The 25,320-nt window shown below is 63.1% G+C and carries 21 protein-coding genes and 1 riboswitch; of the genes, 4 read left to right on the forward strand and 17 right to left on the reverse strand.

Annotated elements, in window-relative coordinates:
- Positions 1-23: 23 nt before the first annotated feature.
- The gene (locus G7016_RS09855; RefSeq protein ID WP_181113482.1) at positions 24-1,511 is read left to right on the forward strand and encodes an AhpA/YtjB family protein; all 1,488 of its coding nucleotides are present in this window, start codon (positions 24-26) and stop codon (positions 1,509-1,511) included.
- A gap of 134 nt (positions 1,512-1,645) precedes the next feature.
- Here G7016_RS09855 and G7016_RS09860 read toward each other — a convergent pair whose 3' ends face one another.
- The 9 genes from G7016_RS09860 to G7016_RS09900 form a co-directional block, all read right to left on the reverse strand.
- Positions 1,646-2,350, reverse strand: coding sequence for a PqiC family protein (locus G7016_RS09860; protein ID WP_181113484.1), 705 nt, complete (start codon positions 2,348-2,350; stop codon positions 1,646-1,648).
- Positions 2,351-2,509: 159 nt separating this feature from the next.
- Positions 2,510-4,768, reverse strand: coding sequence for a DNA topoisomerase IV subunit A (gene parC / locus G7016_RS09865; RefSeq protein WP_181113486.1), 2,259 nt, complete (start codon positions 4,766-4,768; stop codon positions 2,510-2,512).
- A gap of 7 nt (positions 4,769-4,775) precedes the next feature.
- A complete protein-coding gene (locus tag G7016_RS09870) occupies positions 4,776-5,297 on the reverse strand; it encodes a retropepsin-like aspartic protease family protein (protein ID WP_181113488.1) in 522 nt (173 codons plus the stop codon).
- Positions 5,294-6,280: an esterase-like activity of phytase family protein gene (locus G7016_RS09875; protein WP_181113971.1), complete on the reverse strand. Its 987-nt coding sequence runs from the start codon at positions 6,278-6,280 to the stop codon at positions 5,294-5,296. Before G7016_RS09875 ends, G7016_RS09870 begins: the two co-directional genes overlap by 4 nt.
- Positions 6,280-8,184, reverse strand: coding sequence for a DNA topoisomerase IV subunit B (parE, locus tag G7016_RS09880; RefSeq protein ID WP_181113490.1), 1,905 nt, complete (start codon positions 8,182-8,184; stop codon positions 6,280-6,282). Before parE ends, G7016_RS09875 begins: the two co-directional genes overlap by 1 nt.
- 29 nt (positions 8,185-8,213) lie before the next feature.
- Positions 8,214-8,822, reverse strand: coding sequence for a YqiA/YcfP family alpha/beta fold hydrolase (locus tag G7016_RS09885; RefSeq protein ID WP_181113492.1), 609 nt, complete (start codon positions 8,820-8,822; stop codon positions 8,214-8,216).
- Positions 8,823-8,876: 54 nt separating this feature from the next.
- Entirely contained in the window at positions 8,877-9,689 is an 813-nt protein-coding gene (gene cpdA, locus G7016_RS09890) for a 3',5'-cyclic-AMP phosphodiesterase (RefSeq protein WP_181113494.1), read from the reverse strand.
- An 81-nt stretch (positions 9,690-9,770) separates the two neighbouring features.
- A complete protein-coding gene (locus G7016_RS09895) occupies positions 9,771-10,223 on the reverse strand; it encodes a DUF1249 domain-containing protein (RefSeq protein ID WP_181113496.1) in 453 nt (150 codons plus the stop codon).
- Positions 10,214-10,831, reverse strand: a complete 618-nt coding sequence (locus G7016_RS09900; RefSeq protein ID WP_181113498.1) for an NUDIX domain-containing protein — start codon at positions 10,829-10,831, stop codon at positions 10,214-10,216. The genes G7016_RS09895 and G7016_RS09900 overlap by 10 nt, the downstream gene beginning before the upstream one ends.
- Before the next feature lie 144 nt (positions 10,832-10,975).
- On the opposite strand from G7016_RS09900, the gene G7016_RS09905 reads away from it, so the two are divergent.
- Positions 10,976-11,719 (forward strand): RsiV family protein, encoded by a 744-nt coding sequence (locus G7016_RS09905; protein WP_181113500.1) that lies wholly within the window; start codon positions 10,976-10,978, stop codon positions 11,717-11,719.
- Here the strand turns inward: G7016_RS09905 and cytX are convergent.
- Both cytX and thiC read right to left on the reverse strand, forming a co-directional pair.
- Positions 11,679-12,977: a putative hydroxymethylpyrimidine transporter CytX gene (cytX, locus tag G7016_RS09910; protein WP_308812153.1), complete on the reverse strand. Its 1,299-nt coding sequence runs from the start codon at positions 12,975-12,977 to the stop codon at positions 11,679-11,681. The two genes, G7016_RS09905 and cytX, sit on opposite strands and share 41 nt — an antisense overlap.
- A 52-nt stretch (positions 12,978-13,029) precedes the next feature.
- Complete coding sequence (gene thiC / locus G7016_RS09915; protein ID WP_181113502.1) at positions 13,030-14,916, reverse strand: phosphomethylpyrimidine synthase ThiC; 1,887 nt, start codon at positions 14,914-14,916, stop codon at positions 13,030-13,032.
- A gap of 139 nt (positions 14,917-15,055) precedes the next feature.
- Positions 15,056-15,162, reverse strand: a riboswitch (TPP riboswitch).
- A gap of 102 nt (positions 15,163-15,264) precedes the next feature.
- On the opposite strand from thiC, the gene G7016_RS09920 reads away from it, so the two are divergent.
- Entirely contained in the window at positions 15,265-16,698 is a 1,434-nt protein-coding gene (locus G7016_RS09920) for a TolC family outer membrane protein (protein WP_181113504.1), read from the forward strand.
- 167 nt (positions 16,699-16,865) lie between these two features.
- On the opposite strand, the gene waaA is transcribed toward G7016_RS09920, so the two are convergent.
- Genes waaA through G7016_RS09945 form a run of 5 tightly spaced genes read right to left on the reverse strand, consistent with a single transcriptional unit; the run spans position 16,866 to position 22,704 of the window.
- Positions 16,866-18,137: a lipid IV(A) 3-deoxy-D-manno-octulosonic acid transferase gene (gene waaA, locus G7016_RS09925; protein ID WP_181113507.1), complete on the reverse strand. Its 1,272-nt coding sequence runs from the start codon at positions 18,135-18,137 to the stop codon at positions 16,866-16,868.
- Positions 18,138-18,187: 50 nt separating this feature from the next.
- Positions 18,188-18,943 (reverse strand): 2,3-dihydro-2,3-dihydroxybenzoate dehydrogenase, encoded by a 756-nt coding sequence (gene dhbA / locus G7016_RS09930; RefSeq protein ID WP_181113509.1) that lies wholly within the window; start codon positions 18,941-18,943, stop codon positions 18,188-18,190.
- A gap of 52 nt (positions 18,944-18,995) precedes the next feature.
- Entirely contained in the window at positions 18,996-19,871 is an 876-nt protein-coding gene (locus G7016_RS09935) for an isochorismatase family protein (RefSeq protein ID WP_181113511.1), read from the reverse strand.
- A gap of 10 nt (positions 19,872-19,881) precedes the next feature.
- Positions 19,882-21,516, reverse strand: a complete 1,635-nt coding sequence (locus tag G7016_RS09940; RefSeq protein ID WP_181113513.1) for a (2,3-dihydroxybenzoyl)adenylate synthase — start codon at positions 21,514-21,516, stop codon at positions 19,882-19,884.
- Entirely contained in the window at positions 21,517-22,704 is a 1,188-nt protein-coding gene (locus G7016_RS09945) for an isochorismate synthase (protein ID WP_181113515.1), read from the reverse strand. It abuts the gene before it with no gap.
- 227 nt (positions 22,705-22,931) lie between these two features.
- Here G7016_RS09945 and fepB point away from each other — a divergent pair, with 227 nt between their 5' ends.
- Complete coding sequence (gene fepB, locus G7016_RS09950; protein ID WP_181113517.1) at positions 22,932-23,909, forward strand: Fe2+-enterobactin ABC transporter substrate-binding protein; 978 nt, start codon at positions 22,932-22,934, stop codon at positions 23,907-23,909.
- Positions 23,910-23,983: 74 nt separating this feature from the next.
- Here fepB and entS read toward each other — a convergent pair whose 3' ends face one another.
- Complete coding sequence (gene entS, locus G7016_RS09955; protein ID WP_181113519.1) at positions 23,984-25,219, reverse strand: enterobactin transporter EntS; 1,236 nt, start codon at positions 25,217-25,219, stop codon at positions 23,984-23,986.
- Positions 25,220-25,320: the final 101 nt, after the last annotated feature.

Raw genomic sequence — 25,320 nt, forward strand, 5'->3', positions numbered from 1 at the left:
TCCAGCCTCAAGAGCCGAGCGCAGTGAACCGGCCCACGCCAGTCAAAAACGATAATTTCTTCCTGCTGATCTTTCGGGCCTTGCGTCATCGCCGCGTGCCGATTGCCCTGCGCATCGCTACCCACAATGTGATTCTGGTCGCCGTGGCGCTGGTAATCTACGCGTGCGTGATGGGTTTGCAGTTCAAGCAGGCCATGCACGAGCAGGCGGATGCGCTAGGGCAAAGCCTGACCACGCAAACCGCCGTCTCCGCCACCGAGCTGCTGGTGTCCAATGACATCCTCAGCCTCAACGTGCTGCTGAATAACCTGGCCAAGAACCCATTGGTAGCCCATGCGGCTATCTACAGCGGTGACAACCGGGTGATCGCCGAAGCAGGGCAGAAGCCCAAGCCGGGTCTGTTGACCATGTCGGGCGGGGTATATGAAACCCGCCTGTCGTTCCAGGACGTGACCACCGGTACGCTGCGGGTCAGCCTGAACATGGAAGAATTCCAGCAGCCTATGACCATCAGCCTGCAGAGTATGGGCATTCTCAGTGCCATTCTGCTCGCCCTGGCCTTGGCGTTCAGCCTGCGTATTGGTCGCCACCTCACCACGCCATTGCTGCAGTTGCGGGTGTGGCTGCGCCATATCGACCCTTACACGCCGGCGATCGAACGGCAGGATGAGATCGGCGACGTTGCTCGCGACCTGCATGCCCGCTATGCGCCCGAGCCTCCGCCAGAGCCTGAACCCGAGGTTGTGGACGAGGAGGAGGAAGCTGCACCTGCCTTCGCGCCATTCACCGGCACCCCCGCCAAGCCAGCAGCCGCTGGCCGGCGAGTGTTGGCTGATGAAGATGAAGAGGACGATGACGCGTTTGCCGATCTGGGCGATCTGTCTGTGCCCGGCCCCGCAACCGAGGTTGCTGCCCCGCTCGCCCCTTCCATTCCCCAGCACAGTGTTGTGCTGGCGGTGCAACTGGGTTCCCAGGAGCAACTGAAGCGGCTGCCTCGCGCCCGCTTGCAGGAGTTGGTTGATCGCTACCGTTCCTTCCTGAACCAGGCAGCCTCCCTGTACCAAGGCCATGTACAACACCCCTCGGATGGCAGCAGCCTGGTGCTTTTCCACAGCAACGATGGCGGTGATGATTACCTCACCAATGCGATTTGCTGTGGAGAACTGCTGCGCGCCCTGGGCCACGAGCTTCAGATCGAAGTGGCGGACAGCGGCATCACGCTCCAATTGCAATTGGGCCTCGCCCTTGCTGGCGAGCTGCACGGCATGGACGAGGCGGCGGTGTTGGCAACCGAGCCAGCCCGCGCCGCGCTGGCCTTGTCGCAACACAGCCGCAACCTGCTGCTGGTAGAGCGCAAGGTGAACGAAGACCCGCTCATCCGCCAACGCGCGCGCATCCGCTCCATCGCAAGCCCCGAGGGTGCTTCCTGCGTAGAGCGTTTGCTGGAGCCTTACCCGTCGCTGCTGGAACGTCAGCTGGCGCGCATCGCAGAGCGCCGCGTCAAGCCCTGAGGCGGGGGCCTTCCTAAGAGGGCCGGACCCTTGTGAGACCGGTCGGAGCCCGGGAATGGACCTGCACACGCTAGGTTCGGGGGCTATCGCCCCCTCCTACAGCGCGCTGCGCAGGCCTTATGGCATTGAGGGAATCAGAACCTGAACACTTCCATGTTCGTCCGCACGGGCGTGGCCAGCGGGATTTTCTGTTTTTCGGGCTCTTCTTTTTTCACCTGAGCGGGCGCGGACTTGCGCTCATCGGCCAGTGCTGGCTGATTCGCCAGGGGCTTGACCGCTGCGCTCAACTGTTCAGCCAAGCGTTGCAGCAGTACGCCCTGAGCCTGGACCTGCGCGGCAGTGTCACCGGTGTGTTTTTCTTCAAGGTGCACAAGGCGGCTGTCTCGCACCTGGCCACGCCGATCCAGCACGCGCCACTGGGCATCCAATATCGCAGGCTGGTTAGCCCCGGAGTCCAGCCGGGTAATGGACAACAGCACCTGGGCATCCGGCGTGAAGTTGGCCACAGTAGGCGCCAGCATCACGCGCTGGGTATCCAGCCGCCAAGCCAGTTGCCGCAATAGCAGTTGGTCGATGTCGGAGGTGAGGCTACCCGCCCAACGGCCATCGGTGGCGGCGGTCAGGCTGCCGTCTTTCTGCCGTTGCAGCAGGGTTTCGCGCTGAAGGTAATCAGCCACCGAGACTGGCCCCAGCAATACCGCCATACCGGTAGTGTGCTTTGGCTGACCCGGATTACCACCGTTGAGTTGATACAAGGCCACCGGCTGGTGAACGCTGCAGCCGGCCAGGCCGAGCACACCGGTCAGAAGTACAGCGAAAGGGAGGCGCAGAAAAGTCATGATTCCGTCCAGGCAGCCCGATTCGGCTGGCCGCAGTGATACCGATACCAAAGGGCGCTATCAGCAGAGCGCCACAGGGCCCATATCATCCGTGAATACCGCGCAGGACTCCAGCATCCCATGACCGCCCGCCAGAAAGTACTCCCCGCGCGGCAGGATTCAGACGGAGGGTTCCACCAGCAACGCATCCACGCGTTGGAAGCCACGCGGCAGTTTATTGCCGCGCCGCCCGCGTTCACCTTTGTAATGCTCGAGATCGTCGGCTTTCAGTGACAGCGTTCGCTTGCCGGCTTGAAGCACCAGGGTCGCGCCGTCGGCAATGATCGCCAGGTCGGTGACATATTCCTCTCGGCTCGCCACGCGATCACCTGGCACGCCGATGATCTTGTTGCCCTTGCCTTTGCCCAGCTGAGGCAGGTCCGCCACCTTGAATACCAGCAGGCGGCCTTCAGTGGTGACCGCCGCGACCCATTCATGCTCTCGGTCTTTCACCGGCCGCGGCGCCATTACCTTGGCTCCGTTCGGCAAGCTCAACAGTGTTTTGCCGGCCTTGTTCTTGGCTTGCAGGTCTTCGCCTTTCACCACGAAGCCGTAGCCGGCGTCGGAAGCAATCACGTAGAGGGCGTTGTCGTCTGGCAGCAACAGGCATTCGAATTGCGCCCCAGGCGGTGGCGTAAGGCGACCAGTCAGGGGTTCACCCTGGCCCCGCGCGGAGGGCAGGCTATGGGCAGGCAGCGAGTAGCTGCGGCCGGTCGAGTCGATGAATACTGCATATTGGTTGGAGCGGCCCGGCGCCGCCGCCTTGTACCCATCGCCGGCTTTGTAGGACAGCGCCGTACCGTCGATATCATGCCCCTTGGCGCAACGCACCCAGCCTTTTTCCGACAGCACCACGGTGACTGGCTCGGTCGGCATCAGCTCGTTTTCAGACAGCGCCCGGGCTTCGGCACGCTCCACGATCGGCGAGCGGCGGTCGTCGCCGTAGGTCTTGGCATCAGCGATCAGCTCACCGCGCACCAGTTTCTTCAGCTTGCTCTCGCTGGCCAGCAGGGCCAGGAGTTTCTCTCGCTCCTTGGCGAGCGCATCCTGCTCGTCGCGGATTTTCATTTCTTCCAGGCGCGCCAGTTGGCGCAGCCGGGTATCAAGGATGTAATCGGCCTGAGTTTCAGACAGGGCAAAGCGTTCGATCAACTTCGCCTTTGGATGGTCCTCGGTGCGAATGATATGGATCACTTCATCGAGGTTGAGGAAGGCGACCAGCAAGCCTTCCAACAGGTGCAGGCGGCGCTCGACCTTGTCCAGGCGGAACTGCAAGCGACGGCGCACCGTGCGTACCCGGAACTCCAGCCATTCCTGCAGCAGCGTACGCAGGTTTTTCAGCTGCGGCCGGCCGTCCAGGCCAATGATGTTCATGTTGACCCGGTAGGTGGATTCCAGGTCGGTGGTAGCGAACAGGTGCTGCATCAGCTCGGCGGCATCCACGCGGTTCGAGCGCGGAATGATCACGATGCGGCAAGGGTGTTCGTGGTCCGATTCGTCGCGCAGGTCGGCCACCATGGGCAGCTTCTTGGCCTGCATCTGCGCGGCGATCTGCTCCAGCACCTTGGCACCGGACACCTGATGCGGCAGCGCAGTGACCACAACATCGCCGTCTTCCACCCGATAAACCGCCCGCATGCGCACCGAACCACGGCCGTTCTCGTACATCTTCAGCAGTTCGTGCCGCGGCGTGACGATTTCGGCCTCGGTGGGGTAATCAGGCCCTGGCATGTGCTCGCACAGCTGCTCGATCGTGGCATGGGGTTCGTCCAGCAGGCGCACGCAGGCCGTGGCCACTTCCCTGAGGTTGTGCGGCGGAACGTCCGTTGCCATGCCTACGGCAATACCGGTAGTGCCGTTGAGCAGGATGTTGGGCAGCCGTGCAGGCAGCACCGCCGGCTCGTCCAGCGTGCCGTCGAAGTTGGGCACCCAATCCGCCGTGCCTTGCCCCAGCTCGCTGAGCAGCACTTCGGAGTAGCGTGACAGGCGCGCTTCGGTATAGCGCATGGCGGCGAAGGATTTGGGATCGTCCGGCGCTCCCCAGTTGCCCTGCCCGTCAATCAACGTGTAGCGGTAGCTGAAGGGCTGCGCCATCAGCACCATGGCTTCGTAACAGGCCGAGTCACCGTGAGGGTGGAACTTGCCGAGCACGTCACCCACGGTACGCGCGGATTTCTTGTGCTTGGAGTCGGCGTCCAGCCCCAGTTCGCTCATCGCGTACACGATCCGCCGCTGCACGGGCTTGAGCCCATCGCCGATGTGCGGCAGGGCGCGGTCCATGATCACGTACATGGAATAGTTGAGGTAGGCCTGTTCGGTGAAGTCAGCCAGGGACCGGCGCTCAACGCCGTCCAGGCTGAGATCGGTTGATTCGCTCATGCAAGCCTCATCGTTGGGTGTTCTGGCGCAACAGCATGTTGCCGTCACGCAGGGTAAATTCAAGTCGTTTCAGGGCACTCATGCCCAGCAATATCTGTTCGCCCGGCAACCCGGGCACTACCACGGCGCTCACCTGAGCCAAGCGGATATCGCCCAGCTCCAGGCTCGACAGCCGGGTGCGGTAACCCTGGGTAGCACCGTTGGCTGTGTTGAGCATCACCGGGGCGCCTTTTTCAAGGCTGAGCCGGCCGGCCACCTGGGAAGGGATCGCGACTTCGGTCGCGCCGGTATCGACCATAAAGCTCACGGCCTGGCCGTTCACCCGCCCGTCCGCGACAAAATGGCCTTGGCGATTGCCTTGCAGGCGTACCTCCACAAAACCGGCGCCGTGCGTGGACGCCACCTCCCGGTTGGGGTTTTCCTGCTTCTGTTCCCAGTCACCAAAGAAGCGCGACGCCAGGAACAACCCGGCGATCCACGCCAAGGCCAGCAACCAGCGCCCTGCCAGGCGGCCCGGAGGGGAATTCACGGGGCGCCCCAGCCGCCGGCGGGCGCAGCGAAGCGCCATACCACAGGGCGTTGCTCGCCGTCGGCGCGCACCCAGTCGTTGTTATCCGTACCGATCCAGGCGCCGTCGTCATCCAGTGCGAGGGCTTCGGTCAGGCCGTAGGGTTTTTCGTAACGCCTTGAAGGTTGCAAGCCCGCCTCAGCGAAGGACCAGCAGCGCTCTACCGCAGCCGTTTCAGGGTTGCGTCGGCAAACCTTGTAGGCATTGCGCTCCAGCGTAAACAGTTTTCCCTGGAAGTACGCCAGGTCCGAAAAATCCTTGGCGTAGCTCAGGCCGATCCGCATCGGTGGTGGCACCTCTTCCGAGCCGCCCTCGCTTAGTAACACGCAAGGTGTTCCACACGCCCAGCCATCCGCGCCCAAGGTCAAACCCAGCAGGCCGCGCTGCTCCCGCTCCGCCGCCAGCCACAAGCGCTTGCCGTCAGGTGTAATGGCAAGCCCTTCGAAGATCGCGTTGAAGTGATGCAACAGCCCCTGCTGACGCGCCTCGGCCACCATACCGGCCGGCAGAGGCAACCACTGCGCGTCGCCACTCTGGGTAACGCGCAGCACACTGGCTTTGGCTTCGCTTACCAGATACAGCTGCTGCTGGTTATCACAGGCGATGCCCTCGAAATCCTGGCTACCGCCGCGGATCCAGCCGGCCGCCGTGGCCCGAAGCACGATGCTCCAGGGTAAGCCCATGTCAGGCGCCGCTGGCGCTTCGAAGGCGAGCGGCCGGCCTTGCCACACTGCCGCTGTACGGTCCATGCGGTATACCTGATCGTCGTCGCGGTCTGACACGGCCCATAACTCGCCCGCGCACAATGCCAAGCCGGACAGGTTACCGCCGCGCATGCCTTCCACCGGGTATTCGCCCTGCAAGGTGAGTTCGGGCACCGCTTCGCCTCCTTGGGCGATCGCGATGCTACCGAGCAACAACCAGGCCGCGAACGCGGCACGGATCAACTAAGCACCTCGGCAAGGTTGCCCTTGGCTTCCAGCCAGTTCTTGCGATCGCCCGCGCGCTTCTTGGCGAGCAGCATGTCCATCATTTCGGTGGTTTGCGCGAAATCATCCAGAGTGAGCTGCACCAGGCGCCGGGTGTTCGGGTCCATGGTGGTTTCACGCAGCTGCGGCGGGTTCATTTCACCCAGCCCCTTGAAGCGCGTAACCTGGGGCTTGCCGCGTTTCTTCTCGGCCACCAGGCGATCGAGAATGCCGTCGCGCTCGGCTTCGTCCAGGGCGTAGTAGATCTCCTTGCCCAGGTCGATGCGGTACAGCGGTGGCATGGCCACGTACACATGGCCTGCGTCTACCAGCGGGCGGAAGTGCTGCACGAACAGGGCGCACAGCAGCGTGGCGATGTGCAACCCGTCGGAGTCGGCGTCGGCAAGGATGCAGATCTTGCCGTAGCGCAGCTGGCTCATGTCGCTGGCGCCGGGGTCTACCCCGATGGCCACGGCAATGTTGTGCACTTCCTGGCTGGCGAGCACTTCGTTGCCGTCCACTTCCCAGGTGTTCAGAATTTTCCCGCGCAGGGGCAGGATCGCCTGGAATTCCTTGTCGCGCGCCTGCTTCGCAGAGCCACCGGCCGAATCCCCTTCCACCAGGAACAGCTCGGCGCGGGCCGGGTCCTGCCCGGCGCAATCGGCCAGCTTGCCCGGGAGTGCCGGGCCTTGGGTGATGCGCTTGCGCTCGACTTTCTTGCTGGCCTTCAGCCGGCGGCCGGCGTTGTTGATCGCCAGTTCGGCCAATTGCAGGCCCAGCTCCGGATGAGCGTTGAGCCATAGGCTGAAGGCATCTTTCACTACGCCCGACACGAACGCCGCAGCCTCGCGGGAGGACAGCCGCTCTTTGGTTTGCCCCGAGAACTGTGCGTCCTGCATTTTCATGGACAGCACGAAGGCGATCCGCTCCCACACGTCTTCCGGCGCCAGCTTCAGCCCACGCGGCAGCAGGTTGCGGAACTCGCAGAACTCGCGCATGGCATCGAGCAAGCCCTGGCGTAATCCGTTCACGTGCGTACCGCCCTGGGCGGTGGGGATCAGGTTGACGTAGCTTTCCTGGACCGAATCGCCGCCCTCGGGCAGCCACAGCAGCGCCCAGTCCACGGCTTCCTTGTTACCGGCCAGGCTGCCGCAGAACGGCTCGGCTGGCAGGCGCGGGAATTCACTGACAGCGTCTGCCAGGTAGGAGCGCAGGCCATCTTCGTAGTGCCATTCGGTTTTCTCGCCGCTGGCCTTGTCTTCGAAGGTGACCGACAGCCCCGGGCACAACACCGCCTTGGCCTTGAGCACATGCTTGAGACGGCTGATGGAAAACTTTGGCGAATCGAAGTATTTCGGGTCGGGCGAGAAATACACGCTCGTCCCGGTATTGCGCTTGCCCACGGTACCAATGACCCTGAGGTCGCTGGCCTTGAAACCGTCGGCGAAGGACATTTCGTATTCCTGGCCGTCGCGCTTCACACGTACGCGCACCAGCGTGGACAAAGCGTTGACCACCGAGATGCCCACACCATGCAAGCCGCCGGAGAACTGGTAGTTCTTGTTGGAGAACTTGCCGCCCGCATGCAGCTTGGTGAGGATCAATTCAACGCCCGGGACGCCTTCCTCGGGGTGAATGTCCACGGGCATGCCGCGGCCATCGTCGATTACTTCGAGGGAGTGGTCGGCGTGCAGAATGACCTGAATGGACGTGGCATGCCCCGCCAGGGCTTCGTCCACACTGTTGTCGATGACTTCCTGGGCCAGGTGGTTGGGCCGTTGGGTGTCGGTGTACATGCCCGGGCGTTTGCGCACCGGGTCGAGGCCCGAGAGGACTTCGATGGCGTCGGCGTTATAAGAGCTAGCGCTGGGAGTGGCCATGGGTTCTCTTCGTCAATCGTAATAAAGGTTCACAGGGCGGCCAGGTCGATGGCCGCGCAGCGTGCTGGCTCCAGGCCGGCAAACAGGAACAGTTCCGGCAAGCGCTGGGCGAAGCCTTGATAGCCATGATCGCCACCCGGGCACACATCCACGGTGCAGCCTTGGTAAAACGTTTCGGCACGCCGATAGTCGAGGGTTTCGTCCCCGGTTTGCAGCCACACCTGAACACGCGCTCCGGCTACCGGTGGTGGCACCTCCAGATCAGCCAGGGCGTGCACGTGGCTTTCAGTGAGTTGCCACTGCTCGCCTGTGTAATGGTTGCGCTGCATCCCAAGGTGGCCGTCGAACAACCGATGCGGATTCACCGCCGGGTTGATCAGCAGGGCACGCAGCCCGTGCCGCTGTGCCAGGTGGGTCGCATAGTAGCCGCCAAGGGAGCTACCGACCAGTAACGGTTCACCCAGGGTTACAATTGCTTCTTCCAACTGCAGCATGGCCTGCCGCGGATGGTGATGCAGCGCCGGCACCTGCAAGCGGTCGTGCAGATCGACCTGCGCCGCAGCGGCAATAAGCTGGCGCGCCTTCTGCGAGGCCGGTGAGCTGTTCAGCCCGTGGATATATAAGATAGAAGCGGCCACGCGGGCCTCCTGCGGATAAATCGAAACGGCCGAGTGTATCTCAGCCGTACAGAATCAATAGCCGCTGCCGCCGAAGCCTGGTGCGAATTCGAAATCCGGCACCCTTGAAACAGCGGTATCCAGGCGACCATCCGGATGCAGTTGCAGCCAACGATAGCCCGGCGCTACACGGTCAACGGAAAAATCTTCGCTCAATGGCTCGAACTGCACGCACGTCGAAGGTGTGGCCAGAAGGCGCACGCCGTTGCGCTCGCGGTCCAGGTGCTGGTGGATATGCCCCCATAGAAGTGCCCGAACGTGTGGATAGCGGTCGATGATCGCGAGAAAAGCGTCAGCGTTGCGCAGGCCAATGGGCTCCATCCATTTGCAATCGATGGACACCGGATGGTGGTGCAGGCACACCAGATGGTGCCGCTCGGGTGCCTCCTTCAGGGCCTTTTCCAGCAGCGCGAGCTGGCTGTCGGCAAGCCACCCGGGCACGGAGCCCGACACGGAAGAATCCAGCAGCGTAATGCGCCAGTTACCGATATCGACCACCTGCTCCATCAGCTCGGTGTGGCCGAAATGATCTGCCATGACGGCTGCTTCATCGTGGTTGCCCGCCATCCAGCGGTGTGGCGCCTTGATGCTGGCGGTCATTTCCTGGAAGCGCTTGTACGACTCCAGCGTGCCGTCCTGGGACAGGTCGCCGGTGGCGAGCATCAGGTCCACGGCCGGCTGCTCGGCCATCACTTGCGCCATGACCTGACGCAGGCTGTCGGCGGTGTTCATGCCCAGCAACGTACCCTCGGCCTCGGCAAAAAGATGGCTGTCGGTCAGTTGCAGCAGCAACACGGAGGATTCGGATGTGAGTTGGCGGTTCGGCAAGGGCCGTCTCCCGGTACGGATACTGGGGGGATTATGGTGCGGTTACGAGAAAAGCGCGATATGCGGGTAGCGCGCCATTACCTACCTGACGTGCTCGTATTCGTGGCCACACGCCAGGCAATGACTCAGCCACTCGCCGAGAAACAGATTCAGCTGGGCTTTTTCATCGGGCTGATGCATGGCCGCGTTGGGGTAGGGATAGATGCCGCGAAAGCGGCGGGCATGCTGGGCGCCGATCACTTCGGCCATGCGTGCATCGTGGTACACCTGCACTTCCATGCGCGGCACCGGCAGCCAGGGCAGGCTGTGCTTCTGGCTCACACTCAAGGTAGTAGTGTAAGGGCTGGCCTGGGTCACTTCGATACTCAGCACGCCCAAGGCCTGATCGCCCTGGGTCATGCCGATCTGGCGCGAACGCTGCTCGCCACGCATGCCAGGCAACAGCCGCATCAGGCGTGCGTAGTTGGCCTCGCAGGCCGCCTGCAACCCGGCCAGATCGACCCGGTAGCGTTCGCGCAACAGATTCACTTCCACAACCCCCTGACTTCTTCGCGGTTCAGTGCCAGCCATTGAATGGCAATCAGCGCGGCCGCATTGATGATCCTGCCATCCCGTACCGCCTGCAGCGCATCCTCGAATGCCCACACCCGTACGCGAATGTCCTCGCCTTCTTCCTCCAGCCCGTGCAACCCACCGGCCCCTTCGCTGGTGCAACGCCCCAGGTACAGGTGGACGTACTCATCGCTGCCGCCGGGCGAAGGAAAGTACTTGGTTATCGGCCACAGCGCCTGAAATTCCAGCCCAGCTTCCTCCTCCGCTTCGCGGTGCGCAACCGCTTCGGGGGTTTCATCCTTGTCGATCAGACCAGCAACCATCTCGATCAACCAGGGGTTGCCCACCTTGCCCATCGCGCCTACCCGGAACTGTTCGATCAGCACCACTTCATCGCGCTGGGGGTCGTAGGGCAGCACACACACGGCGTCATGGCGGACGAACAATTCCCGGCTGATTTCCTTGCCTAGCCCACCGGCAAACAACTCGTGGCGCAGGAACAGCTTGTCGACCTTGTAGAAACCGGTGAAGCAGTTCTCGCGCCGGGTAATTTCGACCTTTGTTGGCAACGAATGGTTAGCGTCTGTCATACGAATCCTCTTTTTCCATCATCAAAGTTGCATCTTCCTTCAGTGGCGTGCAACCCGCGTGCCTGATCCAGAGCGCCCAAGCTATGGCGAACTCATCGTTGCGTTTATAGTCCAACCCCGACTTCATCATTGCCAGGGAATTCCATGTCACCCTTGAAAGTTTCAGCGCTGGCGCTTCTCGCGTTGAGTCTTGGCGCCTGCCAAAGCCTTTTTCAACCCGATTACGACAAACCGTTGAAAACCGAGCGCGAGGCGTGGGAGCACATCAAGCCCGGCTGCACCACCGCAGATTGCCCGTTGGTGAACCTGGATACCGTGCATTTTCCCGATGAACCGGCGCTCGACACGCTGGTACAGCAGCGCCTGCTGCAAATGACCCGCGACAACCCTGACCTGGCGCCGGCAACCTCGTTACCGGCGTATGAACAGCAATTTCTGAGTACGGCCCAGGCCAGCTATTCCACTTACCTGCAGGCAAAGGTAAGGGAACAGCATGACGGGCTGGTGATCGTGGAGCTGTCCAGCTACCTGGACACCGGCGGCGCCCATGGCCTGCCGGGCAGAGGGTTCGTGACCTGGTCGCGCCAACAGCACAAGGCGCTGACGCTGGCCGATATGGTGGTTCCAGGCCAGGAAGCCACATTCTGGCTGGCGGCCCAGGAAGCCCACCGGGGCTGGCTGATAGCCCAAAAGCTGGACCAGGACGCCGAATTCGTCAAGAACTGGCCCTTCCAGCGCACCGAAAACATTGCCTTGGCATCCGACGCCGTCGTGCTCAAATACAATGTTTATAGCATCGCCCCGTATGCCATGGGGCACGTGGAGCTGAAGATTCCTTATGCGCGCCTCAACGGGGTGATCCGGCCGGAGCTACGCCCCCGCCGCTGACCGGGCCCAGTACCTTCGAAAGCGCCAGATGCAGCAGCCCGGCAAGTATCAGCGAGGGCAGCGTTGCGCCAAGGTCTGGCCAGTAATGGGCCAAGGCTTGATAAAGCACGATACCCGCGCCCCAGGCCACCAGCGCAGCGCCTCGCCACGTAGGGGAGGCGTTTGGCGCGCGGCGCTGGCGTAGCAGGTAATGGTCCACCAGCACCACGCCGAACAGCGGCGCGAACACCGAGCCGATCAGGAACAGGAAGTTCTGATACTGGGCCAGCGGCGCGAACGCGGCGATCAGGGTACACACAACGCCTACCAGAACGGCCAGGTGTTCCACTTTCAGCCGCACCAGCAGCCCGCTGGATACTGCCGCCGAATGAATGTCCGCGAAGGCGTTCTCCGATTCGTCCAGCAGAATCAGCAACAGCGGAATGCCCAGCCCGGCGCCTGCAAGCGCCAGCAACAGGGCATTGGTTTCGCCGCTGGGCGCGAAGGCGAGCGTGTAAGCCACGCCTAGGCCCATCAGCCACACATTGCCAAGCAGGAAGCCAAGCGCGGTGCCCTTGAACACTTTGCCCGCCGAACGGCCGAAGCGCGAGTAGTCGGCAATCAATGGCAGCCACGACAGCGGCATGGCAATGGCGATGTCGAAGCCTGCCGCGAATGCCAGCGAACCATCGCCAGCGCGCTGCCACAGGCCTGCCAGGTCTGCGGTGGCAAAGAGGTTCCAGGTAAGCCAGGCACACGCCGCCAGCAGCAGCCAGATCCCCCACTTGCGTAATACACGACGCACGAAGGTCAGCGGCCCGCTCACTGCCAGCAGGGTTGCCAATGCGCCAAAGGCGAGCGTCCAAAGCAATGGATTGGCCCACGCACTGGCCTCGCCCCACCGTGTGGTCGCCAACAGGCTCGCTGCGTCCCGCATCACGATCAGCTCGAACGCGCCCCAGCCGATGAGCTGAAGCAGGTTCAACACGGCGGGCAATGCCGCGCCATGACGCCCAAGGCTGGTTTTCAGCGAGGCCATGGCGGACAGGCCAGTGTCCGTGCCGATCACCGCAGCGGCGGCCAGCAACAGCACACCTACCAGCGTGCCCAGCACAATCGCCAACAATCCATGGGCCAGGCCCAGCCCGGGCGCAAGCAGCGCGCCGGTCTGTAGCACCATCAGGCCCACACCGAGGGAAAACCACAGCGTAAACAGGTCGCGAGCGCCGAATACGCGGCGCTCCTGGGTAACGGGAATATCAGGGGAATATTGAGTCACGGGGTGTTTCTCGCGAGCAAGGGAGAACGCCTGGCCATGCCAGGCGCACGGGTCAGAGTTTCTGATACAGCTGGCTACCTTCAGCCTTGAACCGCTGCGCTTGTTGCCGCATCCCTTCTTCAGCGCTCACTTCCACGCTGGGGATCTGGTTGGCGGCGTACTCGCGTACTTCCTGGGTGATTTTCATCGAGCAGAACTTCGGCCCGCACATGGAACAGAAATGCGCGACCTTGGCCGATTCCTTCGGCAGGGTTTCGTCGTGATAGGCCCGGGCCGTGTCGGGGTCCAGCCCGAGGTTGAACTGGTCTTCCCAGCGGAATTCGAAGCGCGCCTTGGACAACGCGTTGTCGCGCAGTTGCGCGCCGGGGTGCCCCTTGGCGAGGTCGGCGGCGTGGGCGGCGATCTTGTACGTAATGATCCCGGTTTTCACGTCATCCTTGTTGGGCAGCCCCAGGTGCTCCTTGGGTGTGACGTAGCACAGCATGGCGCAGCCGAACCAGCCGATCATCGCGGCGCCAATGCCCGAAGTGATGTGGTCGTAGCCGGGCGCAATGTCGGTGGTCAACGGGCCAAGGGTGTAGAACGGCGCCTCGTCGCAGCATTCCAGCTGCTTGTCCATGTTCTCCTTGATCAGCTGCATGGGCACGTGGCCCGGGCCCTCGATCATGCATTGCACATCGTGCTTCCAGGCGATCTTGGTCAATTCGCCCAGCGTTTCCAGCTCACCGAACTGCGCGGCGTCGTTGGCATCGGCGATGGAGCCCGGGCGCAAACCGTCACCCAGCGAGAAGCTCACATCGTAGGCCTTCATGATTTCGCAGATCTCTTCGAAATGCGTGTACAGAAAGTTCTCCTGATGATGGGCCAGGCACCATTTGGCCATGATCGAACCGCCACGGCTGACAATCCCGGTTACCCGTTTTGCCGTGAGGGGCACGTAGCGCAACAACACGCCAGCGTGGATGGTGAAATAGTCCACGCCCTGCTCCGCCTGCTCGATCAGCGTGTCGCGGAACAGCTCCCAGGTCAGGTCTTCGGCCACGCCCCCTACCTTTTCCAATGCCTGGTAGATGGGCACAGTACCGATCGGCACCGGGGAGTTGCGGATGATCCACTCGCGGGTTTCATGGATGTGTTTGCCGGTGGACAAGTCCATCACGGTGTCCGAGCCCCAGCGGATGCCCCAGGTGAGCTTGGCCACTTCTTCTTCGATGGACGAGCCCAGGGCGCTGTTACCGATGTTGCCGTTGATCTTCACCAGGAAGTTGCGGCCGATGATCATCGGCTCCAGTTCGGTGTGGTTGATGTTGGCGGGGATGATCGCGCGGCCGCGGGCCACTTCATCGCGCACGAACTCGGCGGTGATTTCTTTCGGGATGTTGGCGCCGAAGCTGTGACCTGCGTGCTGCTCGGCCAACAACCCAGCTGCTCGTGCTTCTTGCAGCTTCATGTTTTCGCGGATGGCGACGTATTCCATCTCGGCGGTGATGACGCCCTGCCGGGCGTAGTGCATCTGGCTTACGTTCGCCCCCGCCTTCGCCCGGCGCGGATTTCGCACATGGGCAAAACGCAGCCGGGTGAGCTCGGCATCCGCCAGGCGCTGCTGGCCAAAGCTGGAACTCAGCCCGGGCAAACGCTCGGTGTCGCCACGGTCGTCGATCCAGCCTGAACGCACATCGGCCAGGCCCTTGCGCACGTCGATGTGCGCCGAAGGGTCGGTGTAGGGGCCGGACGTGTCGTAGACGAACACCGGCGGGTTGATCTCGCCACCAAAATCCGTAGGCGTTGCCTCGAGGCTGATTTCCCGCATCGGCACGCGAATGTCGGGCCGTGAGCCTTGTACATACACCTTGCGAGACCGCGGGAAAGGTTGCACCGATTGCTGGTCGACCTGGGCCGACTCACTGAGGTGGGATGCGTTGTGGCGTTGTTCGCTCATACAGGTTCTCCAGCCAGGCAAAGGGGCGTCGGAGTGAACCTGGAACGGAATAGCCCTATGGCAGCGGAGTTGTGCCGGAACGGAGCAATGCGTTTTTGCAAACGACATTCCCGGACCGAGCACAAGAGGACTCGCCGGGAAAGCGAGAAATCTTGTTCCCTACGCAGGCATCAACCTGATCAGGTTCAACGGGATCCGGAATTATCCGATCTCAGCCCCTCGCTTGGGGCACCCCGACAAGAACGAGGCAGAGTCTAGCGACATACCAGTGGCAACGCCAACCTCCCTGGATAATACTGCCTCGCCAGCGGTCCGAAGCTGGGCTGAATTCATGACAAGGGACTGACTATGTTTCGCGCGATACGGATGGCGGTAGGTGCAATCGGCGTGCTGGCTACCGGGGCCCAGGCCGCAACCGCGCCGCTGGCCAGCCAGACCGATCTGATGAGCGTTTATCAGCAGGCCGTCGAAAACAACGCCGACCTGGCGGCTTCCCGCGCCGATTTTGCCGCCCGCCAGGAATCCGTTCCCCAGGCCCGCGCCGGGCTGCTGCCGAACCTGTCGGCCGGCGCGGACGTGAACGACACGCGCCAGGCGCTGGACAAACCCGCCATGACCGCCAACCGCAGCGGCACGTCCTACCGCGCCACGCTGAGCCAGCCGATCTTCCGCGCCGACCGCTGGTTCCAGCTCAAGGCAGCCGAAGCCGCCGATGAGCAGGCCGGGTTGGAATTGTCGGCGACCGAGCAGAACCTGATTCTGCAAACCGCTGAACGCTACTTTGCCGTACTGCGCGCCCAGGACGGGCTGGCGACCGCACGCGCCGAAGAAAATGCCTTCCGCCGGCAGCTGGACCAGTCCAATGAACGGTTCAACGTGGGCCTCACCGACAAGACCGACACGCTGCAATCGCAGGCCAGCTACGACACGGCCCGGGCCAACCGCAGCACGGCCGAGCGCCAGGTATCCGATGCCTTTCAGGCGCTGATCACCCTCACCAACCGGGAATACAACGCCTTGCAGGGCGTGGTCCATACCCTGCCGGTGCTACCGCCGTTGCCCAACGATGCTCGTGCCTGGGTAGACACCGCGACCCAGCAGAACCTGCAACTGCTGGCCAGTAACTTCGCCGTGGACGCGGCGCAGCAAACCCTGCGTCAGCGTAAAGCCGGGCACGCGCCCACGCTCGATGCGGTTGCCCAGTACGAAAAAGGTGACAACGATAATTTCGAGCTGAGCAACCCGTCGAACAATGGCGTGGTGTATGGCGGTGATGTAGAGCGGCGCACCATCGGTTTGCGGCTGGAGATCCCGCTGTACAGCGGCGGGCTGACCAGCTCCCAGGTTCGCGAGGCCTATCAACGCTTCAGCCAGAGCGAATACCGCCGCGAAGGCCTGCGCCGCCAGGTGGTGGAGGACACGCGTAACCTGCATCGGGCGGTGAACACGGATGTGGAACTGGTGAAGGCGCGCAAGCAGTCGATCATTTCGAACCAGAGCGCGGTGGAAGCGACCGAAATCGGCTATCAGGTGGGCACGCGCAATATCGTCGATGTGCTGGACGCCCAGCGCCAGCTGTATGCCTCCGTGCGGGACTACAACGACAGCCGGTACGACTACATCCTCGACAACCTGCGCCTGAAGCAGGCCGCGGGCACTTTGAGCCCGCAAGACCTGCAAGACCTGGGGCAGTACCTTAACCCCAACTACAACCCGGACAAGGACTTTCTGCCGCCCGACCTGGAAGCCCAGGCGAAGGCGCTGCTCAAGCCGAATCGGTGAGCGCCTGAAGCCCTTATTCGCGAGCTGACGCCCGCTTCCCACAGGCTGAACAGTGCGGGTGTAGGAGACGGGCGGAGCCGCAGGCGGAGCTCGCGAATATGGGCAGAAAACAGCTCAAGACAGTTGCTTCCTACAGGGTTAAAGCCTCCTGCAAATCCTGTAGTTGGTCAGGCCAGCTTTCCTACTGCCCGTAGCAGCCGCTCCAGAGCCCCCTGATTTGCGCGCATCACCGCCAGGCCGGCCTCACCCATGCGGCGAGCCGCCTGGGGCAGTTCGATCAGGTTGCGCACGGCGTCGGCCAGCCCGCTGGCATCGTCTACCACTTGCAGCGCCTTGGCCTCGGTCAGCCGCTCGGCGATGTCCTGGAAGTTGAACAGGTGCGGGCCGCTGAGTACGGGCTTGGTCAGCGCGGCGGGTTCGAGCAGGTTATGCCCACCGTTGGGGACCAGGCTTCCGCCCACGAAGGCGATGTCCGCCGTGCCGTACAGCAGCAGCAACTCGCCCATGGTATCGCCCAGCAACACCTGTATACCGGGCCCGACTGCTTCGTTGGTCGCCCGACGAGCCACGCTCATGCCCGCTTGCTCAACCAGGGTACCCACCTGTGCGAAGCGCTCAGGGTGGCGGGGCACCAGCACCAGCAAGGCATCGGAGTGGGTGCGCAGCAACTCGCGGTGCGCCGCGAGAATAATCTCGTCCTCGCCCTGATGTGTGCTGGCCGCGATCCACACCGGGCGGCCGAGCGCCTGCCATTGGGCGCGCAGCGCCTGGGCGCGCTCAGGCAAATCAGGGGCCGGGTGCAGGTCGAACTTGATCGAACCGGTAACAGTCACGGCTTCCGGCCGGGCGCCCAGGTCACGAAAACGCTGCGCTTCGGTTTCGGTCTGCACAGCGAGCAGGCTCATTTGCTGCAGCATGGGCGCGGTAAGCCCGGCGAAACGGGCATAACCCCGCGCCGACCGCGCGGATAGCCGCCCATTGGCCAACGCCACGGGAATACCGCGCCTGGCGCACTGATTCACCAGGTTCGGCCAGAGCTCGGTTTCCATGACGATGCCCAGCCGAGGCTGTACATGGTCGAGAAAGCGCCCCATTGCCCACGGCAAGTCATAGGGCAGGTAGCAGTGCTGCACCCGCGGGTTGCCTTCGAACAATGCACGGATGCGCTCCGAGCCGGTGGGTGTCATGCAGGTGAGCGTGAGCGGCAGGTCGGGATAGCGTTCCAGCAGCGCTCGCACCAGCGGCGCTGCGGCAATGCTCTCTCCAACGGACACCGCGTGCACCCACAGCCCGCCCTTCGCCATGGGTGGCAGGCCATGGGCGAAGCGCTCGCCGATACGCTTGGCGTACGCCGGGGCACGGCGCGCACGCCACCAGAGGCGCACGGCGATCAAAGGCAAACCGAGGTGAAACAGGGCGGTATAGAGGGTTCTGTTCATGGCGCGAAAGTGTACCCCAAGCCCCTTCCCCTTACACCGCCCCTGCCGCGTCAGGCAGCGAGGGTAGCGCCGCCGTCCACCACGATGTCCTGCATGGTGATATGGCTCGCCAGGTCCGAGGCCAGGAACAGCACGGTGTTGGCGATTTCATCCGGCCGGGCGATCTTGCGCAGCGGGATGCTCAGTTTGTACTGCTCCGGCAGCCCGTCCACCAGCCGCTGAAGGCCTGCCTCATCCCCCACCATGGCGCGCAACATGGGGGTATCGGTGGAACCGGGCGACACCAGATTGCAGCGCACGCCATGGGCCGCGAGCTCAAGGCCTACGCAGTTGTTCAGAGCCACCAGCGCTGCCTTGGACGCGCAGTAGCCGGCCATGTTCAGGCGCGGAACATGGGCCGCGTTGGACGCGATGCTCACGATGGCGCCGCTGCGCTGGGCCTTGAATACCGGCACCAGTTGGCGGAACAACAGGAACGGCCCGGTGGCGTTTGCCGCCATCGAGGCATTCCAGTCTTCCAGGCTAAGATCATCGCTGTTCCCCAGGCGCAGAATGCCCGCGCCATTGACCAGCACATCCACGCGGCGCCGCTCGTTCAGCAGCTGCTGGCACACCTGCTCCACCTGCTGGGGGTCGGTCACATCCATCACCACCGTGCGGAACGGGTAGTCCGACTCGGCGAAGTGCTTGTCCAGCCCAACGACTTCGGCGCCCGCCGCCTGAAAGCGCATCGCCGTGTGCAGGCCGATGCCTTGGCCCGCGCCCGTGACCCATACACGTTTGCCGGCAAAATCCAGAGTGTTCATACGTAAAAGCTCCAGCGGCCAGGCGTGCAGCCTGGCCGTGTTCAAGGAAGGGTCAGGCGGCCGAAGCCTGCTTGCTCGCAATGATCTTCAACCAGCCATCCAGCGTGGGCTGGCCCGCCAGCTCGGCGAAGCTGACGTTCAGGCCCTGGCGCTGCCAGGCCGAGACGAGCGTCATCACCTGTACCGAGTCCAGGCCGTAATCCATCAGGTTGTCCGGGCCTTCAGGCAGGTCATCCTCGGCATCCAGGTAGGGTTCGAGCTGGCCCAGCAGCCAGGCCTGATCAAAACGCGTGGCCGCTTCGCCGATCACGGCTTGATAACCAATCACGCTGCCGCAGCGGGTGGCCACGTAGCGAAGGGCAAGGCGATGTTCTTCCTCGGAGAAATCACCCAATGCATCGCCGATGAAGAAGGGCTGGATGTCACGCATGAAGGCGTCGGTGGCGGTGACCATGCAGCCGATGTTGGCGTACACACCGCAGATCAGTAGCTGGTCGCGGCGCCATTCCTTCATCAGGTCCTCGAGGTGCGAGCGCTGGAAGGCGCTGTAGCGCCACTTCACCAGCACCGTATCGTTGCGCGCGGGCGCCAGCGGGGCGACCACATCCTGCAAGGCAGGGTCTGCGGTAGTCAGGCCCGGGCCCCACATGTCATTGAGCAGGGCACGATCCTGCGGGCTTTGCTCGGTAGGCTGCGCGGTGTACACCACCGGGATGCCTTGCGCATGGCACCAGTCGCGTACCTTGCCGATGCGCTCGATCAGCGCGGCCACCAGCGGGCTGTCTTCGCCGTAAAAGGCGGTGAAATACGCCTGCATGTCGTGAATCAACAGCACGGCACGGGAAGGTTCCAGCGTCCACTTGACCTTGTTGGCCGGGAAGGTGTCCGGCGTTGGCAGCGGGTAGGAAGCCAGTTTTGGAATAGCCATTGAACGAACCTTATACCTGTTCTGAGTGAGTAGCCTGAAGCGCGGTGCGCAGGCGCTGCTTGTCGATCTTGCCAACTGCGGTCAGGGGGATCTGCTCCAGGAACTGGAAGCGATCCGGCAGCTTGAACTCGGCTACGCCCTGAGCGCGCAAATACTTGCGAAGCGCGGCGGGCTTGAGGCTGGTGTCGCTGACCACCACGCAGGCGCAGCTTTTTTCGCCCATGAGTTCATCGGGTATGGCCACCACGGCGGCATGGGTGATGCCGGGATGTTGCAACAGCAGGTTTTCCACCTCGGCGGCGGCGATTTTTTCGCCACCTCGGTTGATCTGGTCCTTCACTCGCCCCACTACCCGCAGGTAGCCCTGTGCGTCCTGCTCTACCAGGTCGCCGGAGTAATAGAAGCCCTCGGCGTCGAATACCTGAGTGTTGTGTTCCGGGCTCAGGTAATAGCCTTTGAAGGTGTAGGGGCCGCGGGTAGCCAGCATTCCGGGCTGGCCCTGAGGCACCTGATTGCCTTGCGCGTCCATCACCCGTACTTCGTCGTCGGGGCTCATCGGGCAGCCCTGGGTGGTGAAGATGCGCTCGGCGTCGTCATCCAGCCGGGTGTAGTTCACCAGGCCTTCGGCCATCCCGAATACTTGCTGCAACTGGCAGCCGAGTTCCGGCGGAATGCGACGTGCCAGCGCCTCGGCGAAGTTCGCGCCCCCGACCTGGATTACCTTCAACGACGCCAGGCGTTGCCGGTGCGCGGGTGCTTCCTTTAGCCAAAGGGCAACGGCGGGCGGGACCAGCGGTACCCAGTTCACCTGATGGCGCTCGATAAGCGCGAAGCAGCTAAGCGGCTCCGGGTCGCGGGCCATCACCACGCAGCCGCCCGCCACGAATACGCCCAGCACACCCGGGGAGCTCATGGTGTAGTTATGGCCGGCGGGCAAGGCGCAAAGGAAGCGCGTTGCAGGGTTGAGCCCGCAGATTTCCACGCTACGCCGCACGCTGTAGTAGTAGTCGTTGTGAGTGCGCGGGATCAGCTTCGGCGTGCCGGTACTGCCGCCTGAAAGTTGGAAAAAGGCAACCTGATCGGCAGCTGTGGGTTGCGCCACAAAACCGTCCGCGGGCTCGGCCAGGCAATCAGCCAGGCTCAGCGCGCCCGACGGCATCGTGTGTGCGCCTGCGTCCACTACTACTGTGCCCAGGGCCGGCGCCACTTCGCGCAGTTCCTGCAAGAATTGCTCGTTGGCGAACAGGCCGTGATTCAGCGAGCCGATCAGCAGTTTGGGCTGAATTTGCTTCGCATACGCCAGCAATTCGAGGCGCTGATGGCTGAACAGCGCGTTCACTGGGGCCACGCCCAGCTTGAGCAAGGCCAGGTAAGTGACGAAGAATTCAGCCACGTTGGGCAGTTGCACCAGCGCCGTGTCATAGGTGCGCAAGCCTTGGCGGTAAAGCGCAGCCGCCAGGCGGGTGGAACTGGCATCGATGTCGGCATAACTGAAGGTGCGCTCGCCGCAGATGATGGCGGGCGCGTTCGGGCGAGCCGCAACCTGCTGCTCGAGGATGTGCGTCATGGGCACGTCCAGCCAGTAGCCCTTTTCACGGTAGCGCGCGGCCAGGTCGGCGGGCCAGGGAGTAAAGGCGATGGTCATTCAGTGCTTCTCCGTGGCCAGGCCGCACGCGGCCAGCATAGTGCCCAGCTTTGCCTGGGTTTCGGCCCATTCGGCCGCAGGGTCGGATGCTTCGACGATACCGGCACCGGCGAACAGGCGCAGGCAGTTTTCCACGACCGTTCCGCAGCGAATGGTGACGACCCACTCCCCGTTACCGGCGGCGTCGCACCAGCCCACCATGCCGGTGAACAAGCCTCGCTCGAAAGGCTCCACGAGGTTGATCAGCTTGCGGGCCAGGTCGGTTGGCGCGCCGCATACGGCGGGGGTGGGATGAAGCTGGCACGCCAACTGAAGCGAAGAGCGGCGGGGGTCGCGCAGCTCGCCTTCGATGGCCGTGGACAGGTGCCACATGGCCGCCGTACTGAGCAGTGACGGCTGGTCCGGAATGTTAAGGCTGCTGCACTCCGGCGCCATGACTGCCCGGATGTCCTCGATCACCAGACGGTGCTCGTAGTGGTCTTTTTCCGAATCCAGCAAGGCATCTGCGGTGCGCTGGTCTTCTTCGGGGTTCGCCTGGCGCTTGGCCGAGCCCGCCAGCGGGTTGCTGTACACGCGGCTACCGCGCTTGCGTACCAGCAGCTCAGGGCTTACGCCGATCAGTTCGCCCTGCTCTGGCAGAGGAATGCGGAAGTGGTAGCCATGGGCGTTCTGGCTCGCGAGCCGGCCAAGCACCTCCTCGACCTTCACTGGTTGGTCAAGCTCCACTTCCAACATCCGCGACAGTACTGCCTTGCGAATGGTGCTGCTGCGGAAGTTGGCGATAGCCTGGCTTACCGCCCCCTTGAAGCCTGCTTCGTCAGGCACGCTGCGCTGCCTCACCACCACGGGCAACGTCGCCTCGACGCTTGGCACGATGGCCGCAGGCTCGCCTTCGATCCAGCGATGCTTGCGCGGAATATAAAGGCAAGACGGCTGCGTGGTATCGAACGGGATCGCACCCATCAGCACCGGCTCCTCGATACCCGCAGCTCGGGCGTCGGCGAACGCTTGCTCCACCGCGGCAAGCAAGGCGCCACCATCGCGCTCGGCACCCGCAGCCGGGGTGGTGATAGCCGAGAACACACCTTGGCCACGCAAGCAGCGGGTGCCTGAGCGAAACAGGAATTCAGGGTCCTTGGCCGCTGCCTCTGTGTTAGAGAGGTGCGCAGCCGGCGTCAGTTTGGTCATTGAATGTCACCAAAAGCTTAACGAGAATTGTTATCAATCTATTTCAGGGTAAGTACCCGGGGTGCCACTGTCAATGATGGCAACCGAGCGGAACGGCCCGTTCCGAGATGTAAGGCTTTGATTACAAAGATGTACGCAACGGCCACTGATACGGGGGAATGCACAGGTTGCGCTGCGGCCGAGTGGCGGGGAGAATGCGAGCCTTTCGCATATAGCCTGGAGTTCGGATGATCTCGCGTGCCCCCCGCCTGTTTTGTCGCACCGTCGCCGCGCTGGCATTCATTGCGCTTGCCGGGCTATCCCTTGGCGTTCAGGCCGAGGAAGGCTGGCCACGAAAGGTGGTCACCCGCAATGGCGCGGTAACGCTCGATCAACCACCACAGCGCATCGTGTCCACCAGCGTGACGCTTACCGGTTCGCTGCTGGCCATTGACGCGCCGGTGGTCGCCAGCGGGGCTACCGCGCCCAATAACCGTTTCGCCGATAGCCAAGGCTTCTTTCGCCAGTGGAGCGACGTAGCCGCGCAGCACCAGGTAAAACGCCTGTATATCGGCGAGGCCAGCGCTGAAGCGGTAGCGGCCGAAGCGCCGGACCTGATCATTGTGAGCGCCTCGGGCGCCGACTCGGCCTTGGCGCTGTATGAGCAGTTCTCCGCAATCGCCCCCACACTTGTGGTGGATTACGACGACCATAGCTGGCAAGGCGTGGTGGAATTGCTCGGCCGCGCCACGGGCCACGAAGCCCAGGCCACGGCGCGCATCAACGACTTCGACGCACGGGTGGCTGCCCTCAAGGGGCGGTTGAAGTTGCCGCCGCAGCCGGTTTCGGCATTTGTGTACAACGCGCCGGCACGCCAGGCGAACCTGTGGACAGCTGAATCTGCCCAAGGTCGGTTGCTGGCATCGCTGGGGTTTGAACTCACGCCGCCACCCACCGACCTGCCCACTGTCATCAGCCAGGGCAAGCGCAAGGATATTCTTCAGATAGGTGGGGAACACCTGGCCAGCGGCCTGACCGGGAAAACCTGGCTCATGTTCGCCGGCGAGCAGGCCGACGCCGACGCTATCAAAGGCAATACCTTGCTCGCCCACCTGCCTGCGGTGAAAGATCAGCACGTGTATGCGCTGGGTAACGACACCTTCCGCCTCGACTACTACAGTTCCGGGCACCTGCTGGATCGGCTGGAAGCGGCGTTCGGCCGGTAGGTCGGGTTCGCGGGCTACGCCCACTCCTACGCGGCATGCGGTTCCGGCAACAGGCATGCCCAGGCTGAATGCCGCTAAGCGCTCACCGCCTCACTGCGCAGGCGCCGCAGCCCGGTCATGCCCACCGCGATCAGCAACCCTGCCACCACTGCCGCGATGCCGAACACTGTTGCCGCTGGCGCGGGCATCAGTAGCGAACCCAGGGCGCCCAGCAACGCAGCGCCGATGGCATCGCCGCACACGTTCTGGGCGGTCCACAGGCCGTTGATACGGCCCAGCAATGCGTCAGGGGTTTGCGCCTGAATCACGGCGTACTGCAACAGGGCATTCACTGCGCTGAGATAGCCGAACACTGCAAGGCACAGCAACGCCAGTGGGAGATTCGGCACCAGCCCGAACACGCCGATGCAGGCAAACGCGCCGACCGCCGTGAGCAACATCAACCGACCGGGCCGGGCATAGCCTCCAACGCGCCCACTGGTGATGGTGCCCAAGGCGGCACCCAAAGGCGTGGCGGCGTACATCAGGCCAAGCTCGCTCGCACTTACCGCCCAGTGGGGCGCAAGCGCGGGATACAGCACCCGTACCGCGCTCGCCATGGTCACGAGGGCGCCTACCAACGCCACCGCGCCCACCACCCGGTTGGTACCCAAAAAGGCGAAGCCGCTCACCAGTGCCCGCAGCGGGTGCTCTTTTTGAACGGCCGGCGCAGGCAAAGCCGGCAAGCGCAACAGCAGCAACACTGTGATCAAGGTACCCAGCGCGGCGGCGAGGTAGTTGCACAGCACGCCGCCACGGGCGAGCAGCACACCGCCGATCACGGGCGACAGGATGGTACCGAAGCGAACGGTAAGCATGCTGATGGCCCCAGCGCGCACCATGTTCTCTCGCCCTACCAATACCGGCGTCGCTGCCAACAAGGCGGTTACGCCGATAGCTCCAAAGAAGCCATCCCAACAGCCCAATACGTAGATCGCCAGCAATGAAGGCTCGGGCAATGCCGCGTTTGCCGCCAGGCCCAGAAAGCCCAGCCCACAACTGGCCCGGGACAGAAGGATCAGCCGGCGCCGCTCGTGCCGGTCGGCCATCACGCCGCCGAGGATCAAACCAAGGAACATGCCTGCCCCTGTAAGCGTGACCGACAGGCCAACCTGAGCCGGCGACTGGGTAATGCTTTGCACCTGCACAGCGATAGCGATGGCCAGCAATCCGAGAGAAAGAATGGAGATCAGCCGGGCAATGAATACGGTCCGAAACGCAGCGTGCGTTTTGAGCAGGCTCAGGTCGATGAACAGTGAAGGTTTACTCATGGGCACCACGGTGGGGAAAGGTTTCTACCTTGGGGTTGCGGGCCATGTTAGCATTCTGACAACTCATCTCATCAGAGAATGCTTCGTATTAGCGAAGATAC

The sequence above is a fragment of the Pseudomonas japonica genome (assembly GCF_013522925.1).
Lineage (GTDB): Bacteria > Pseudomonadota > Gammaproteobacteria > Pseudomonadales > Pseudomonadaceae > Aquipseudomonas > Aquipseudomonas japonica_A.

Excerpts from the sequence above, each read along its gene's own strand:
- parE (WP_181113490.1), bottom strand. The coding sequence starts at position 8,184 with ATGGCCACTCCCAGCGCTAGCTCTTATAACGCCGACGCCATCGAAGTC.
- G7016_RS09940 (WP_181113513.1), bottom strand. The coding sequence starts at position 21,516 with ATGACCATCGCCTTTACTCCCTGGCCCGCCGACCTGGCCGCGCGCTAC.
- G7016_RS09935 (WP_181113511.1), bottom strand. The coding sequence starts at position 19,871 with ATGGCTATTCCAAAACTGGCTTCCTACCCGCTGCCAACGCCGGACACC.
- fepB (WP_181113517.1), top strand. The coding sequence starts at position 22,932 with ATGATCTCGCGTGCCCCCCGCCTGTTTTGTCGCACCGTCGCCGCGCTG.
- G7016_RS09900 (WP_181113498.1), bottom strand. The coding sequence starts at position 10,831 with ATGACAGACGCTAACCATTCGTTGCCAACAAAGGTCGAAATTACCCGG.
- dhbA (WP_181113509.1), bottom strand. The coding sequence starts at position 18,943 with ATGAACACTCTGGATTTTGCCGGCAAACGTGTATGGGTCACGGGCGCG.
- G7016_RS09945 (WP_181113515.1), bottom strand. The coding sequence starts at position 22,704 with ATGACCAAACTGACGCCGGCTGCGCACCTCTCTAACACAGAGGCAGCG.
- entS (WP_181113519.1), bottom strand. The coding sequence starts at position 25,219 with ATGAGTAAACCTTCACTGTTCATCGACCTGAGCCTGCTCAAAACGCAC.
- G7016_RS09905 (WP_181113500.1), top strand. The coding sequence starts at position 10,976 with ATGTCACCCTTGAAAGTTTCAGCGCTGGCGCTTCTCGCGTTGAGTCTT.
- G7016_RS09920 (WP_181113504.1), top strand. The coding sequence starts at position 15,265 with ATGTTTCGCGCGATACGGATGGCGGTAGGTGCAATCGGCGTGCTGGCT.
- parC (WP_181113486.1), bottom strand. The coding sequence starts at position 4,768 with ATGAGCGAATCAACCGATCTCAGCCTGGACGGCGTTGAGCGCCGGTCC.
- thiC (WP_181113502.1), bottom strand. The coding sequence starts at position 14,916 with ATGAGCGAACAACGCCACAACGCATCCCACCTCAGTGAGTCGGCCCAG.
- G7016_RS09860 (WP_181113484.1), bottom strand. The coding sequence starts at position 2,350 with ATGACTTTTCTGCGCCTCCCTTTCGCTGTACTTCTGACCGGTGTGCTC.
- waaA (WP_181113507.1), bottom strand. The coding sequence starts at position 18,137 with ATGAACAGAACCCTCTATACCGCCCTGTTTCACCTCGGTTTGCCTTTG.